The organism is Candidatus Pantoea floridensis (assembly GCF_900215435.1).
GTDB lineage: Bacteria > Pseudomonadota > Gammaproteobacteria > Enterobacterales > Enterobacteriaceae > Pantoea > Pantoea floridensis.
In genome coordinates, this window is record NZ_OCMY01000001.1 from 1,834,649 (window position 1) to 1,848,444 (window position 13,796).

General features: G+C 51.0%; 15 protein-coding genes. 6 read left to right on the top strand and 9 right to left on the bottom strand.

Going from position 1 to position 13,796, the window contains the following annotated elements:
- The first annotated feature begins 41 nt into the window (after window positions 1-41).
- The gene (locus CRO19_RS08525) at window positions 42-890 is read left to right on the top strand and encodes an AraC family transcriptional regulator (protein WP_097095443.1); all 849 of its coding nucleotides are present in this window, start codon (window positions 42-44) and stop codon (window positions 888-890) included.
- Here CRO19_RS08525 and CRO19_RS08530 read toward each other — a convergent pair.
- Window positions 847-1,245, bottom strand: a complete 399-nt coding sequence (locus CRO19_RS08530) for a helix-turn-helix domain-containing protein (protein WP_097095444.1) — start codon at window positions 1,243-1,245, stop codon at window positions 847-849. The genes CRO19_RS08525 and CRO19_RS08530 overlap by 44 nt on opposite strands.
- 238 nt (window positions 1,246-1,483) lie before the next feature.
- Here CRO19_RS08530 and CRO19_RS08535 point away from each other — a divergent pair, with 238 nt between their 5' ends.
- Complete coding sequence (locus tag CRO19_RS08535) at window positions 1,484-1,861, top strand: DUF1360 domain-containing protein (RefSeq protein WP_176519140.1); 378 nt, start codon at window positions 1,484-1,486, stop codon at window positions 1,859-1,861.
- Between the two features lie 30 nt (window positions 1,862-1,891).
- Here the strand turns inward: CRO19_RS08535 and CRO19_RS08540 are convergent, their stop codons facing one another.
- Entirely contained in the window at window positions 1,892-2,356 is a 465-nt protein-coding gene (locus CRO19_RS08540) for an Rrf2 family transcriptional regulator (RefSeq protein ID WP_097095445.1), read from the bottom strand.
- A gap of 159 nt (window positions 2,357-2,515) precedes the next feature.
- Window positions 2,516-3,433 (bottom strand): alpha/beta hydrolase, encoded by a 918-nt coding sequence (locus CRO19_RS08545; RefSeq protein ID WP_097095446.1) that lies wholly within the window; start codon window positions 3,431-3,433, stop codon window positions 2,516-2,518.
- Window positions 3,434-3,693: 260 nt separating this feature from the next.
- Here CRO19_RS08545 and CRO19_RS08550 point away from each other — a divergent pair, with 260 nt between their 5' ends.
- Window positions 3,694-4,827: an EpsG family protein gene (locus CRO19_RS08550; protein WP_097095447.1), complete on the top strand. Its 1,134-nt coding sequence runs from the start codon at window positions 3,694-3,696 to the stop codon at window positions 4,825-4,827.
- A gap of 235 nt (window positions 4,828-5,062) precedes the next feature.
- The gene (locus CRO19_RS08555) at window positions 5,063-6,100 is read left to right on the top strand and encodes an acyltransferase family protein (RefSeq protein ID WP_097095448.1); all 1,038 of its coding nucleotides are present in this window, start codon (window positions 5,063-5,065) and stop codon (window positions 6,098-6,100) included.
- A 57-nt stretch (window positions 6,101-6,157) separates the two neighbouring features.
- Here the strand turns inward: CRO19_RS08555 and CRO19_RS08560 are convergent, their stop codons facing one another.
- Window positions 6,158-7,150 carry a LacI family DNA-binding transcriptional regulator gene (locus tag CRO19_RS08560; protein ID WP_097095449.1) on the bottom strand — a complete coding sequence of 331 codons (993 nt, stop codon included), beginning with the start codon at window positions 7,148-7,150 and terminating at the stop codon, window positions 6,158-6,160.
- A 401-nt stretch (window positions 7,151-7,551) separates the two neighbouring features.
- Here CRO19_RS08560 and CRO19_RS08565 point away from each other — a divergent pair, with 401 nt between their 5' ends.
- Window positions 7,552-9,015 carry a sugar porter family MFS transporter gene (locus tag CRO19_RS08565; protein WP_097095450.1) on the top strand — a complete coding sequence of 488 codons (1,464 nt, stop codon included), beginning with the start codon at window positions 7,552-7,554 and terminating at the stop codon, window positions 9,013-9,015.
- A gap of 62 nt (window positions 9,016-9,077) precedes the next feature.
- Here the strand turns inward: CRO19_RS08565 and CRO19_RS08570 are convergent, their stop codons facing one another.
- The 5 genes from CRO19_RS08570 to CRO19_RS08590 form a co-directional block, all read right to left on the bottom strand.
- Complete coding sequence (locus CRO19_RS08570) at window positions 9,078-10,211, bottom strand: ROK family protein (protein WP_097095451.1); 1,134 nt, start codon at window positions 10,209-10,211, stop codon at window positions 9,078-9,080.
- An 8-nt stretch (window positions 10,212-10,219) separates the two neighbouring features.
- The gene (gene dnaC / locus CRO19_RS08575) at window positions 10,220-10,960 is read right to left on the bottom strand and encodes a replicative helicase loader DnaC (RefSeq protein WP_097095452.1); all 741 of its coding nucleotides are present in this window, start codon (window positions 10,958-10,960) and stop codon (window positions 10,220-10,222) included.
- Window positions 10,960-11,496: a primosomal protein DnaT gene (gene dnaT, locus CRO19_RS08580; protein WP_097095453.1), complete on the bottom strand. Its 537-nt coding sequence runs from the start codon at window positions 11,494-11,496 to the stop codon at window positions 10,960-10,962. The genes dnaC and dnaT overlap by 1 nt, the downstream gene beginning before the upstream one ends.
- Window positions 11,497-11,607: 111 nt before the next feature.
- The gene (locus CRO19_RS08585) at window positions 11,608-12,285 is read right to left on the bottom strand and encodes a hypothetical protein (RefSeq protein WP_097095454.1); all 678 of its coding nucleotides are present in this window, start codon (window positions 12,283-12,285) and stop codon (window positions 11,608-11,610) included.
- A gap of 73 nt (window positions 12,286-12,358) precedes the next feature.
- Window positions 12,359-13,054 carry an autotransporter gene (locus CRO19_RS08590; RefSeq protein WP_097095455.1) on the bottom strand — a complete coding sequence of 232 codons (696 nt, stop codon included), beginning with the start codon at window positions 13,052-13,054 and terminating at the stop codon, window positions 12,359-12,361.
- A gap of 143 nt (window positions 13,055-13,197) precedes the next feature.
- On the opposite strand from CRO19_RS08590, the gene CRO19_RS08595 reads away from it, so the two are divergent.
- Complete coding sequence (locus tag CRO19_RS08595) at window positions 13,198-13,758, top strand: DNA-3-methyladenine glycosylase I (RefSeq protein WP_097095456.1); 561 nt, start codon at window positions 13,198-13,200, stop codon at window positions 13,756-13,758.
- Window positions 13,759-13,796 lie beyond the last annotated feature (38 nt).

Consider the following 13,796-nt stretch of genomic DNA (forward strand, 5'->3'; position numbering starts at 1 on the left):
TCTCCGCCACTTTGCTTCTTCAGCGCACAGCGGAGGCAAAAATGCTTATTCATCCGACCGACACTCTCACCTTTTCTGGCCATCCGCGGCAGGATGAGTTGCGAAAGCGCCTGCTGGCGCCAGATGCACCAAAAGTGATTGCCGCTGCATTGTCGAAGCAGCTACATGGTGAAAGCATCACGCATCGCCATGCTGCCGGACAGCTCTACTGCCTCAAACAAGGATTAATGACGGTGAAAACGCCTTCGGGCATCTTTGCCAATCCACCCCGTCTGGTCGGCTGGATTCCCCCCTACTTTGAACATGCGATTATCGGACCGGGACGCGTGCTGGGTTGGACAGTCTTAGTTGACGACTCGCTGGCCGCACCGCTGCCCGATCGCCCAGTGTTACTCTCCTGCCCCACGGTGCTGGAACCGTTGGCAGAAAGGCTGGCCACGCTGTCACCCGATCACTGGGGTAGTGCGCGCTACAACCGTCTGTGCGAGGTGTTCCTTGATGAGCTCAATGAATCAACCGAGCATCCCCTCACGCTACCCTTGCCTGCCGAACCGCGGCTGCACCAGATTGCGCGACTGTTGATGGACGATCCTTCCGATGCGCGCACCGGGCCAGAACTCGCACGCTGGGCAGGATTAAGCCCGCGCAGCCTGAGCCGTCACTGGTCTAGCGCGGTGGGGATGAGCTTGACGCGCTATCGTCAGGTTTCACGCTTACTCAAATCACTGGAAGGATTGGCAGCCGGCAAAAGTGTGCAGCAGGTTGCGTGGCAGGTTGGTTTCGACAGCGTTAGCAGCTACATCAGCGCTTTTCGCAGCGCATTTGGTTCAACGCCAGGAAAATATTTTATGCCGCCTGCCGACTCAGCGGATGCAAAAACAGCAGACTAGCTGGCCCATCAATTTCCGGCAGGCTGTGCTGAAACTTGCGACGAAATGCACCGGGCGGCAGATGGTACATGCGACGGAAGGTGCGGCAATAGGTTTGCTGCGAGTCGAAGCCATATTTGATAGCAATATCCATCAGCGGCATGTTTCCGTTCAATAACGCAATCACCGATGCGGTTAACTTTCTCTCGCGAATATAGGTGCCGAGCGCAATGCCGGTATAGCTACGGAACAACCGCTGCAGATGCCACTGCGAATAACCGGCGCGACGCGCGACGGTTTCCAGAATGAGTTTCTGCTCAATATTATCCTCAATCCAGAGCATCAGTTGCTGCATAAAGGCGACGTTAATATCCATCTTTCCTCCTGATGTCGAAAGGTAAAGCCGGAAACGCTTCCAGCGAGTGGATAGCATTATAGAAAGGCGCAAGCTGGCTATGTGATGGGTAAAAGCCAATAAATAACGATAACTCGCCAATTTAACCCTGTTGGGCTCATAGCCACATCGCGGCATCTTGCGGCACAGCTATTCATGTAATATTGTTAGTTACATGAAATCACCTCTCACTCTCTGCTCTGAACTAAAAGGAAGTTATATGAATACGCTCCTGATGTCCGACCTGGCGATATGCCTGGCAATTGCGCTGGCATCCGCCAGCATTTCTATGACGATAACTCAAACTGAGCTGTTCGCGGGATTACGCGCCTGGACCGCTAAAAAACATGCCTTATTGGGCCACCTATTCCATTGCTTCTACTGCCTAAGCCATTGGGTAGTGTTTATCGCGATGGTGATTTATCACCCTTATTTACTGCACAGCGGGATAACGATTGTTGACTGGGCGATGACCGCCTTTATCACCTTAACGCTAACCACATTTATTAATGGTTTGATGTTTAAGGTCTTTCAGGCAGCGGTCACTACGCATGTTATGAAGCATGAGGCACAAAAAGCGTTACAGAAGCAGGATTAATGCGCATAGCGAATAACCGACAAAAATCGGTTATTCGCTGCAGTCAGGGAAGGTGTCAGACGGAAGCCCAAGTTTTTTCATTTTTGCCAGGTAATCGTCGCTGATATCGGCAACGGTTATTTGGCTAAAACGCTTTAACAACATCGCTTCCGCTTCATTCAGCGCCTCGTCGAGCCGCGCATCGACGGCGTGTTCCACCAAACAAGGTGATGACTCGGCGGCGGGACCAATGCTAAACAAGGCCGGCGACCCAATGGCTTGATAAACGTCCAGCAGGGAAATGTCTGACAGCGCCGCACGCAGCTCCCAGCCTCCTCCATGCCCTTTTTCTGACACCACATACCCTTTTTCGCGCAGGCCAGACATCATGCGGCGCACCACTACCGGATTGGTATCCAGCATTTTGGCAATGGTTTCGGACGTAGCGCGTTTAACGTGACGATCCAGATGTATCAGCACATGGAGTGATCGAGATAAGCGATTGTCGCGTGGCATAGAGCATTCCTTTAAAATTCACCACACTCTAACAAAGGAACCGCGCAGTAACGAGCGTGAAATGAGAACACGATGGAGAGGAATATATAGGCGCAGGAGAGCGATAATCGGCAGGGAAATCTCTTTCCCCTGCTGCCTCTGCGCTATGTGCCATGATCGTTAATGCTTCACCAGACTCGCCTGCCAGTCGCTGAACAGCGTCGGCCAATTTTTGGCGGGGATATTCTGCTTCTGGGCGGTACCGAAGCCATGTCCGCCCTGCTGGAAGAGATGCAGTTCCACTTTCACTTTGTTTTTGCGCAGCGCATCAAACATGCGCAATGCGTTTTGCGGTGAGGCCGTACCATCATCCAGCGCCTGCGCCAGGAATGTTGGTGGCGTATTGGCAGTGACACGATCTTCCTGCGAGTTCTGCTCGATCACTTCAGGGCTAATCGCTTTCCCGTACATCGCTGCACGGGTTCCCACGTGCGTTACCCCATCTTTCAATGACAGCACCGGGTAGATCAGCGCGGTGAAATCCGGTCGCGCTGAAACCTTGTCCTGCTCATCGGCTGCAGGGTAGTTAGTCACATCCGGGTTGTTACTGACGTTAGCGGCCAGGAAAGCGCCCGCCGAAAAGCCCATCACGCCAATTTGATTGGGTGCAATGTGATAATTAGCGGCATTGGCACGAATCAAGCGCATCGCTCGCTGCACATCGGCGAATGCGTTATTTCTATTAACGTCAGAACCGTCGTGCGGCATACGGTAAATAAGAACAAAAGAGGAATATCCCTTCTGGCTCAATATTTTTGCCACATCCAAACCTTCAAGATCTTTCATAATATAAGAAAAACCACCACCAGGAATGATTAGCACCGCCGAATGATTATTTTTTCCAGTGGGTGGAACATAACACATTTCTGGAGAATCAACATTTGTGACAGCACGATTATTACTGGCCGGGTTTTTACTGAAATTAATAAATTTATTATTTCCTGACATTTCATTTGGCCAGATCGGAATTTCCTTATTGGCAAACACCGCAGGAAGATACAGTAAAAAAAGCAGGGCTGACAATTGAGGGAACTTCATCACACGGGCTCCAAATCCTGAGTAAAAACAGCGACAAAAAAAGGTTCGCGCCAGCTAAAAGTGGCCTTTGTTACCTTACGCTTACCCATGAGATATCGAAATAGTAGCGGAACAAAAAACGCATCCCTGAACGTTAGCAAATAATAATACTCGCTTGCACTCAATATAATACCGGGCCAGTAAAAATTAGACTTTTCTCATGTTTACGTTAACAAGGCCATATGTTATAAGTAAATTTTAAACTATAAGAATATGTGACCATGGGAATTTACTGGATCATAAGTCTTAGCCTGACTTTCGTCGCTATCGTCGAAACCATGTTAAGTAAAAATGAAAACACAGCACAAATCAGAACCTATCTTTATTTTGTCGCCGTAGTAGTACTTTTTACTTTCGGCGGTATTCGTGGCCTGGGAACCGGCCTGGATGACTTCCAGTATCGTGATTTCTTCGTACAGTTTGTTGATAAAATTGTTATCGAAGGCTTTTGGCGTACCGTAGAGGAGTTTCGTTACGAACCCGCTATATACGCAATTGCTGGGATTACCCGTATGTTTACGGCGAATCCCGATATCTTCATTTTTGTTTTTGCTGTGATTTCGGTTGGCGTCAATGCCCACTATTTCCGCAAACTAACGCCGCTGCCACTGGTTGCACTGGCCGTATACTCCGCACACTTGTTCATTAACAAAGACATGAACCAAATTCGCTTCGGTTTATGTTCCGCCTTCCTGATGGGCTTTGTTTACCATATGTCCCGCCGCAGCAAATCCGGGATGTTTACCACCTTTATTCTTTCATTTATTAGTCATGCCACCGCGATTGTTGCCATTCTCATTCCTTTGGCGATGATTGTCCGAAAAAACAAATACATTCCAATCTTCATCGTGCTGGCCAGCCTGCCGCTCGCCTTTATGGGCAGCTCGGCGCTGATTGCCTTACTCTCCAGCCATCTTGGCGGATTAGGCGACAGGGCAATGGGTTACGCCAATCAGGATTCGACTCAGGATCAGGGGATTCTCACCCTCTCTAACCTGAAAAATATTGGCTTCGTATTTATTTTTAGTTTTGTTGTGCTCAGCGATAAGATTAAAAACCTTGATCTTGAAAAGTTTAACACTTATTACATTCTGGTCATTACCTTCGCGATTGGTAGTGGTCTAAGGATGGCGCTGCAGGATTATGCTTCAGGTGGTCGTCTGGCTAACTATTTATTACAGGTTGAACCGGTGCTGATTTCCCTGTGTATTTGGGAATGTAAAAAGCTCAAGAAATTGGTTGCAGTGGCCATTACCATATTAATGGTGTTGTATTACCTTTATTACAATACTGTTTCCAGCAAGCAGTCGATTACTGGCTATCAGGTTTCACAAAGCTTTAAGATTTTCCGGTAGGACCAGAAACGCTAACTGATTACAGTTAGCGTTTTTCATTTTATAAGATAACACTGATAGACGCCTGGCGAAATTCTGAATATTTTGCCTAATTCTGGCATCAGTTGCATTTTGCTTTATTTGAACCTCTAATAGGTAACATCTGTGCCAGCAGAGGTCGGAATATTCCTAACCATCCACGCGAAGTCTCCCATGACTTTTCTGGTGCCACGTCACTCAATGTAAGAATGCAGACATGAACGAAAAAAATAACTTTGACATCGTACGATTCTCACTCGCTTTTATCGTCATGCTCGTGCATGCCGCCGAGGTGACACGGAATGCCGATATTCGTTTCCTCGCTCATTTTCTAAATAGTGACTTTGCCGTGAAAGGATTTTTCGCAATAAGTGGATTTCTTATTGCGAAAAGTTACTTAAGAAGTAAATCACTTAAATCCTATTTTATTAAACGCGCGCAACGCATTTTACCTGCTTATATATTCGTTATTATTCTGTGCTTTGTGATTGGCATGTGTTTGACCACGCTGCCGCTGATGGATTTCCTCAAGAATAAAGAAACCATCAAGTATTTGATTGCTAACTTCTCTTTCCTTAACTTCATTCAGGCTTCGCTGCCGGGCGTGTTCACTCACAACCCGAATCAGCCGATGGATGGATCGCTGTGGACCATCAAGGCCGAACTGACGCTCTATGTGCTGCTGCCGTTTATCGTGCCGTTGATGAAAAGGCATCCACTGAAAGTGTGGAGCGTGATTTTCATTATCTCCTGCGCCTGGTTCTTCTACTTCACTACCATTTATACCGGCGCGAAAGCCGATACGCTGGCGAAACAGTTTATCTCGCTGTCGTCTTACTTCTTCTTCGGTAGCCTGTTAGCGGTTCATCAGCCCATTTTTGAGCGCCTGAAGGAAATTACCATTGTTTCACTGGTGCTGTTCCTGCTGTTTAAGAGCACCGATTATGCCTTCATCATTGAACCGGTGGCGTTCTCTTCCGTGGTGATTTTGTTCTGCACCAACCTGTGCAAAGAGGTCAAAATCAGCCAGTACGGCGATCTCTCATACGGTATGTATCTCTATCACTGGCCGATCATTCAGGTACTGCAGCACTTTGGCGTGTACGATTCCAATGCCTTTGTTGGTCTGCTGCTGACGATAGTGATTACGCTGGCGCTGGCTTACACCTCATGGAACGTGCTGGAAAGTCGCTTCCTGAAGCGTGCGCATCATGCTCAGCCACCGATTGTTCCTACCACGACAGCGCGCGACTGAGTTCGTCAGGCTGTAAAAAACCCGCTTCCGCTGCAGCCTGAAGCGGGTTTTATTTTTTCAGATGGTCGCGCCCATTGAGAGCCGGTAATGCAAATTTACCTGCTCGATGGTCGGCTGCTGATTAATTTTTTTCAGGATGATTTCCGTCGCCACTTTGCCCATCTCAAAGCGTGGCGTAATCACGCTGGCTAATCTTGGCGTGGTTGCCTGACCAATATCCAGCCCGTGAAAACCGGCAATCGCCATCGCTTGCGGAACGGCAATGCCCGCCGCCTGGCACTCCTGCAACACGCCGACCGCCAAATCATCATTGGTACACAGAATGGCATCCATCTCAGGATAGAGCTGGCGCGCCAGCGTCATCATGCCGGTTCCAATCGATACCGAGGAGATCTTATTTGGCACGATTCGCCCTGCAGGCAAGCCCGCGGCTTCAACCGCATCGCGATAACCGGCATAGCGCTGCTCATCACGGCGATCGGACATTGAACCAAAATAGATGACGCGCTGTTTGCCGCTGGCCAGCAGCATGGCTGTCATATCGTAGCCGGCGCGATAGTTGTCGAAACCCACGTTGATACGTCCACGCGCCTCCGTCAGCCCCATCACTTCTGCCACGGGGATATTGGCCGCATTAAGGTATTTCTCCGCCCGCACCGTGTGTACCGATTCAGTCAGAATCAGCCCTTTGATGTTGAAGGCCAGCACCGTAGCGATCTGCTCCTCTTCACGCTGCGCGTTGTAATCATAATTGACCACCAGCGTCTGATAGCCTTGCGCACTGGTAACCGATTCGATTCCTGCCAGCAGATCGGCAAAGATTTGATTATTAAAGGAAGGAATTAATACGCCAATACGGGGAGGATTTTGCCGGCTCGTCGCCACGTTCTCGGTATCCGCGACGTAGCCAATTTCGGCAATAACGCTGGCAATCTTCTCTGCCGTCTCCGTTTTGACCTTCTCAGGGGTGCGCAGATAGCGGCTGACCGTCATTTTCGTGACGCCTGCCAAGGTAGCAATATCGTCCAGGGTGATGCGCTGCGTTTTCATTACGGCGTCCGCAAAGAGGGGCTGAGAATCAACATATTATGCCCGTTGCCTGGCAAAAAATGAAACGCGCTAATCCGCTCAGCATACTGAAATAACATCTACAATGCTGAGCGCACAACAGAATGAAAATTCCATTATTAAGCAAGCTTTGCAATGTCCTTACAAAGAACGCTGACGAAAAACCTATCATTTCATTGAGCTATAAATTAGCCGCGGCTCCGTTAATCAATGAATTTCGCAACCACCTTCACACTTTTCGGAAAAAATGATCCAAAAAACACCATTTAGAACATATATTCCACAATGAAGACCTCGCGTGAATAACAGTTGAACATCTGAACCTACACCACCCTCTTTCTGAACAAGCAACGTTCAGGCCGTAGAGACAAGGGGCTATAACAATGGATACCAGGCAAAAACGCTACAACATGAAGTATGTCATTCTCTGCTGTACCGTCGCGGCATTTGGCGGCCTGCTGATGGGATATGACTCTTCCATTATTTCCGGTGCAATCGAACCCTTAAGTGAATATTTCCAGTTAACGCCAGCTGAAACGGGCTGGGCGGTTTCCAATATCTTGCTCGGTAGTTTGGTCGGCTGCTTTATGGCGCCGCGCCTCAGCGACAGACTCGGACGCAAGAAATCACTCGCCATCACCGCTCTACTGTTCACCGTTTCGGTGGTCGGTACTGCTATCGCCCATAACTTCACCGTCTTTGTTATCTTCCGCATGATCGGGGGGTTAGCGATTGGCCTGGCATCGGTGATTTCCCCCATCTATCTGGCCGAACTTTCCCCTTCAAAGTTTCGCGGTCGCACGACCGCGCTGTATGCCGTGTGCTGCGTCGGCGGTCAATCAGTCGTGTTGCTGACCAACTATTTCATCACTAAATCCACCTTGCCCGAGGTGATGATCAATATGGGCTGGCGCTACATCCTCGCGACGGCGCTGGTGCCCTGTGCACTGTTTATGCTGTTCATCGCCTTTATCCCGGAATCTCCGCGCTGGAATGTGCTGAAAGGGAAATATGATGAAGCGCTGGATACGCTGACCAAGATCTCAAACCGCGAACATGCCGAGAGCGTGTTCAACGAAATCAAACACTCTTTTTCTGACAAAACCGCTCAACAGCATAAATCGCGCCTGCGACTGGATAAAACGACCATTCCGCTGCTGATCGTCGGTGTTGGCCTGGCGGTGGGTAATCAGATTAGCGGTATCAACGTGATTCAGTATTTCGGGCCCACGCTGCTGAAGAATGTGGCGGGCAGCACCGACTCGGCGCTGCTGCAAACTTTCTGGCTGTCGATTTGTCAGTTTATTGGTGTACTGGCCGGCATGCTGCTGATTGATAAAGTGGGGCGTCGTAAGCTGCTGCTGCTGGGTGCCATCACCTCCTGCGTGTGCCTGACGTACTCCTTTATCGCCTTCTATTACCATTTACCGGGCATGCTGGCGGTGGTTGGCCTGTTCGCTTACATGATCTTCTTCGGTATGACGTGGGGACAGATCGTGTGGACCGTGCTGGGCGAAGTGTTCCCTACGGAGATTCGTTCGATTTGCGTGGGGATTTCCATCTGTGCGATGTCGATGGCGAACTTTGTCATCAGCAGCACCTTCCCAATTATGAACAGTAGCCCGATGCTGCTGGATATGTTCCACGGCGGCTTCCCGCTGCTGCTGTTCGCGATTTTCTCGCTGGGGATGTACTTCTTTACCTTCCGCTATTTACCAGAAACGGCGGGCGTATCGCTTGAGAAGATCCATGCGTTGGTACTGCGTAAGTTTAATGTCGAAGCCGATTTGCCGGAGAGCACCGCAACTGGCAAGCCGAGCGAGTCGTTTGATATTCCAAGGCATTAATCGAAAGGATGCGCAATGAATTGCGCCGCTACGGACTTGTAGCGGCGCGATTTATCGCGCTGTTATTGGCTTGGACGCTCGTACTGCTCGATCACCGCCAGTGCTAAACCGTTGGCAGGATCGATACGCAGCGGCAGAAAATGCAGCGCAGTATGGGCGAAGGTAAAGGCCAGCGCACCGGCCTGCGCCGCCTGCTGCACGGCAAGCACAAAAGCAGGTTGGGCATTCCAGGGTCCATCAATGATAATGCTGGCCGGATTCACCAGCTGCATGACCTGACTCAGCGCATTGCCTAAATGGGTGCCCGCCTGCTTCATCACCTCATTGACGATCTCCGGCTCGCTCTCGCAGTTCTGCCAGCGCAAACCCGATTTGCGTTTTGCCAGCTGCTGCTGAATCGCGGGCTTACTCACCAACGTTTCCAAACATCCCAGCCGTCCGCAGCTACAGCGCTCGCCGTTGGGCTGAATGGTCAGATGGCCAATCTCGCCAGCCGTCCAGCTGCTGCCGGTGAACACTTCACCCTGCTCCACCAGCGCTCCGCCCAATCCTTCAGAGATACGCAGATAGAAATGGCTCTGCGACTTATCCAGCTCCAGCTGTTGCACCGAGAGCAGCGCTGCGGCTTTAACGTTGTTCATAATGCGCAGAGGCAAAGGGACTTCACGGTGCAGCAGGGTCATGACATCAACATCCTGCCAACCGAGATGGGCAGAGAAATGGACCCATCCACGCACGGGATCGATGATGCCCGGGAAGCCAATCGCTACGCCCAGCAACTCGGGATGGGCAGCATGCAGGGTTTGGCATACTTCCACCAGCTCATGCAGCAGATGCTCTGGATCGCGGGTTTCCGTTCGCCAGGTTTGTTCCGCAATCACCTGCGAAAAGTAGTCGCAGACGCGCCAGTGAATCGCCTGTCGTTCCACCATAATGCCGGCGCTTTTCAACTTTTCTGCGCGCAGCGAAATTTCAATTTTTGGCCGACCGGCCGATGCCACGCTGACCGGGCCAAGCTCGTTGATCAGCCCTTGCTCCAGTAAATCATCAACAATCAAAGAGACGGTGTTTTTGCTGAGTTCAAGCGCTAGTGCCAGATCCTGGCGGGAGGTGATGCGGGTCGAACGCAGTTGCGTCATTACCCGCTTCAGATTGTTCAGACGAAGTAACGCTGGACCTTTACCGGCTGCTTTCATAGCCCCCCTCAATACTCATCACCGCGCACGCGGCTGCGGTAACTTTCCCAATCAAAGCGCACCCACAGGCTATTGCCGAGGCGCATACGATCCATTACGCGTTCGCCGAGCAGAGAATTCATCCCGGCCGGATCAAGATTGGATAACATTCCCGTCGGGCGTTTCGATGAAGATCGACGATCGACAATCTGATTGATGATCACTTTTTCATAGCGCGATTCACTCTGCATACCGATCTCATCGATCACCAGCAGATCAACATGGCTAAGATCGTGCAGCAGACGCTCTTCGGTTAAATCACTGCCACCGCTGAAGGTGCCTTTCATGCTGGACATCAAATCGGCCACGGTAACAATCAGCACGCTTTTACCGCGGATAATCAGATCGTTGCCAATCGCCGCAGCAAGATGATTTTTGCCGGTGCCGGGACGGCCGGAAAAGACAAAGCTGGAGATGCTATTTTCAAATCCAGCGGCATATTCGCGCGCCATCGCCAGCGCTTTACGCTGCCCATCATTTTCCACGCGATAGTTATCGAACGAGCAGTTCATGTGCAGCTCACGGATGCCGGAGCGTCCCATGATGCGCTGCATTTTCATCGCGCGGTTTTCCCGCACAATTGCTTCCGAGCGCAAACGGCCCTGCTCCTGATTCCAGGCCAGTAGCTCCGCACCGTTTTTAAATTTCGGCTGCACGTCGGACGGCATCATTTTTTTCAGGCGGCTAAAAAGTTCGTTCGGCGTTTTCATTACTCACCTCGGAATCCATCGGGAATATCATAATCAGTATTGCTGATTTGCGTGAGATCGCGTTTTGGCTGCCCGCCATTGGCGGCACGGTTCATCTGCACGCTGCGCGCTAATTTTTGCTGCCACTGGACGTGGTGGAATAATCGGCCTTCCGCCTGCCAGTACGCGACAAAAGCGGCCAGCTCAGCGGCGGTGACGCCTTCGCTCAGCGCCACGCCCCAAATGGCCGCCTGACGCTGAAAATCGCTATCCGGCTGCCAGCCTTCGTACATAGCGAACTTGCCCACCGGCGTGGCAATGGGCGCGCTTTCTGTCTGAAAGAGACTTTCATCCAGCGTGACATCATTAGGCTGCTGCGCGGCCGCTTCCAGCGCCAGCAACTGCGCCAGACGCTGCGGCGTCAGCGCATAAAACGCGGGCGTATTGTTATGCAGCACCGCCAGCGTGCCGTTATCGGCCTGTTGCAGTACCGCGAGCGGGTCATGACAAAAGCCATCCAGCCCCACCAACGTTGAAGATAAGATTTTGACTGACATGAAGAAACCTGACGTTAACCAGCATGATGCGTCGGGCGGCAAATTCAGACCGACGTTATGCGGTAAGTGTACCTGTTTTAGGGCAAGGGATCGCCAAAAAGGTCGTAGGTATTAGCGTGATGCAGACAGCGGTTGAGCGTGTTCCACATGGCGTGAAACCGGCAGTGCCTGAACCGAGACAGGCTGTGGTCGGGTTTGCCACAAATAGCGTGCAGAGGCGATCAGGCAAAGAGTGTAACCGAACATCTCGCTGCCCTCTTCCGCCATATTTTTCACCACGCGGTTATATCCGTCCATCATCAGATGTTCCCACAGCTGATGCATGCCAAATAAGCGTGAAAACACTAGCACAGCCAGTAATCCTGCGGCCATCATCTGCCAGCTGTGATGCTGCACCAGCGATACCAGACCGGGCAGAATCTGACGTGGCTGGCGCAATGCCATGGCCAGACTGGCAGCCGTTGTCGCCAGCGCAAACCACAGCCACGATCCGTGCCTGATGAAATCGAACAGAAAGTCCATCTCGCGAATCAGCATACAGCTATAAAAACCGCCGACCAGGAGCAGCACGCTGCGCTGCTGCGGCCGTTGCCAGGCGCAGAGGAAATAGCAGGAAGCGATCAGCAGCAGCATTACCTCCTGCGTGATTTCGGTAAAAGACGCTTCGTGCAGTGCATCGTTCATCCAGTTGACGTCGATATAGACCATCGCCATACAGAAAACCAGCACCAATCCACTGATGATAAATGCCGTAATTTCACGGCTAATAAGAATAATATTGTTGCGCATATTGTGACCAAGGTAATGATTAGCGCGCTTAGTATATTGACCTCACTTTTTAACACTTCTCTTTTTATGCCGATTAGAAGCTGGCGCTGACGCCAAGGCTATAAATAAACTGCTCGCCGCTGCTCACCGCACCGGTTTGTGCAAAGGAGGCAAAGGCCGCCATATTTTGGCCCAGCGGCATATTGGCGCCGACGCTCACATCCACCCAATTGTTTTCACGGCCATTCGTCTCATCGGGGCGGAGGCGCGTGGGGGAAGAAAGCTCTTCATTCACCAGATGGCTATAGCTCACCTGTGCCCAGGGCAATATCCCGCCGAGGCTGGAGTCAACGCGCCAGCCTAATGACGCAATATGCTCGGCGTTATTGCTGTCTACCCATTCACACTTTGGACAGCTGAGCGTCGAATCATCGACCGCAAATTGTGCAACCGGCCCGGTGCTGATTGTGCCACTCATCGGCATTGACCAGCCTGCTGAGTAACGATTCACAAACGGCGCGGCACCGACGCTGGCGGTTTCGCTATGCAGCACCATCTCGCTGTTATTGGGTGAGTTAAGTGCCGCGTCTAGCAAGCTGACATCGCTATTTTCCGTCAGCATCAGATGATTACTGGAAATTTTTTCAGCAAGAATTGCGTTGTAATCGGGGGCACTATTTTGGCTCGTCTGATCTAAGGCATGCGCATTCCCGGCCAGAAAAAATAGCCACAAACCGCCAAAAGCCAGCGCAAGATTGTGCTGGCCTGTCCGCTGACTTTTCTGCAACATGAAAGACTCCTGACGAGCCGGGGAAGAGAATGGGCGTTAAGATTTTATAAGATCACTATCGGCACCCATTGCTTAACTATTAATCGATTTCGTCATTCGTCAAGGGATTTACGGCTTTTTCATCTGCTAAAGGGAGTGAGGCAATGCAACGTTGTGGCTGGGTAACTCAGGATCCGCTGTATATCGCGTACCACGACCAGGAATGGGGTGTTCCGCAAACTGATAAGCGCGTCTTATTCGAGATGATATGCCTTGAAGGCCAGCAGGCCGGTCTTTCATGGATAACGGTATTAAAAAAGCGCGAAAATTATCGCCGCGCATTCCATGAATTTGATGCCAATGCTGTGGCCCTGATGGATGAAGACGATTTGGCGCGCCTGATGCAGGATGCCGGCCTGATCCGCCATCGCGGCAAGCTGGAAGCCATCATCAATAATGCCCGCGCGCTGCTCGCGCTGGAAGCCGCGGGGGAAGACTTTTCCCGCTTTATCTGGTCATTTGTTGATAATCAGCCGATTTTGCATCATTACGCGGATTATAAAGCGGCCCCCACCACCTCCGAACCCGCAATTGCGCTCTCTAAGGCGCTTAAAAAGCGTGGCTTTAAATTCGTCGGCCCAACAATTTGCCACTCATTTCTACAGGCTTGCGGCCTGATCAACGATCATCAAACCACCTGTTTCTGCCATCCTGATAATCTTTAACGCAATTCTTTACATTTTAAGACTGCCTCTCACGCATT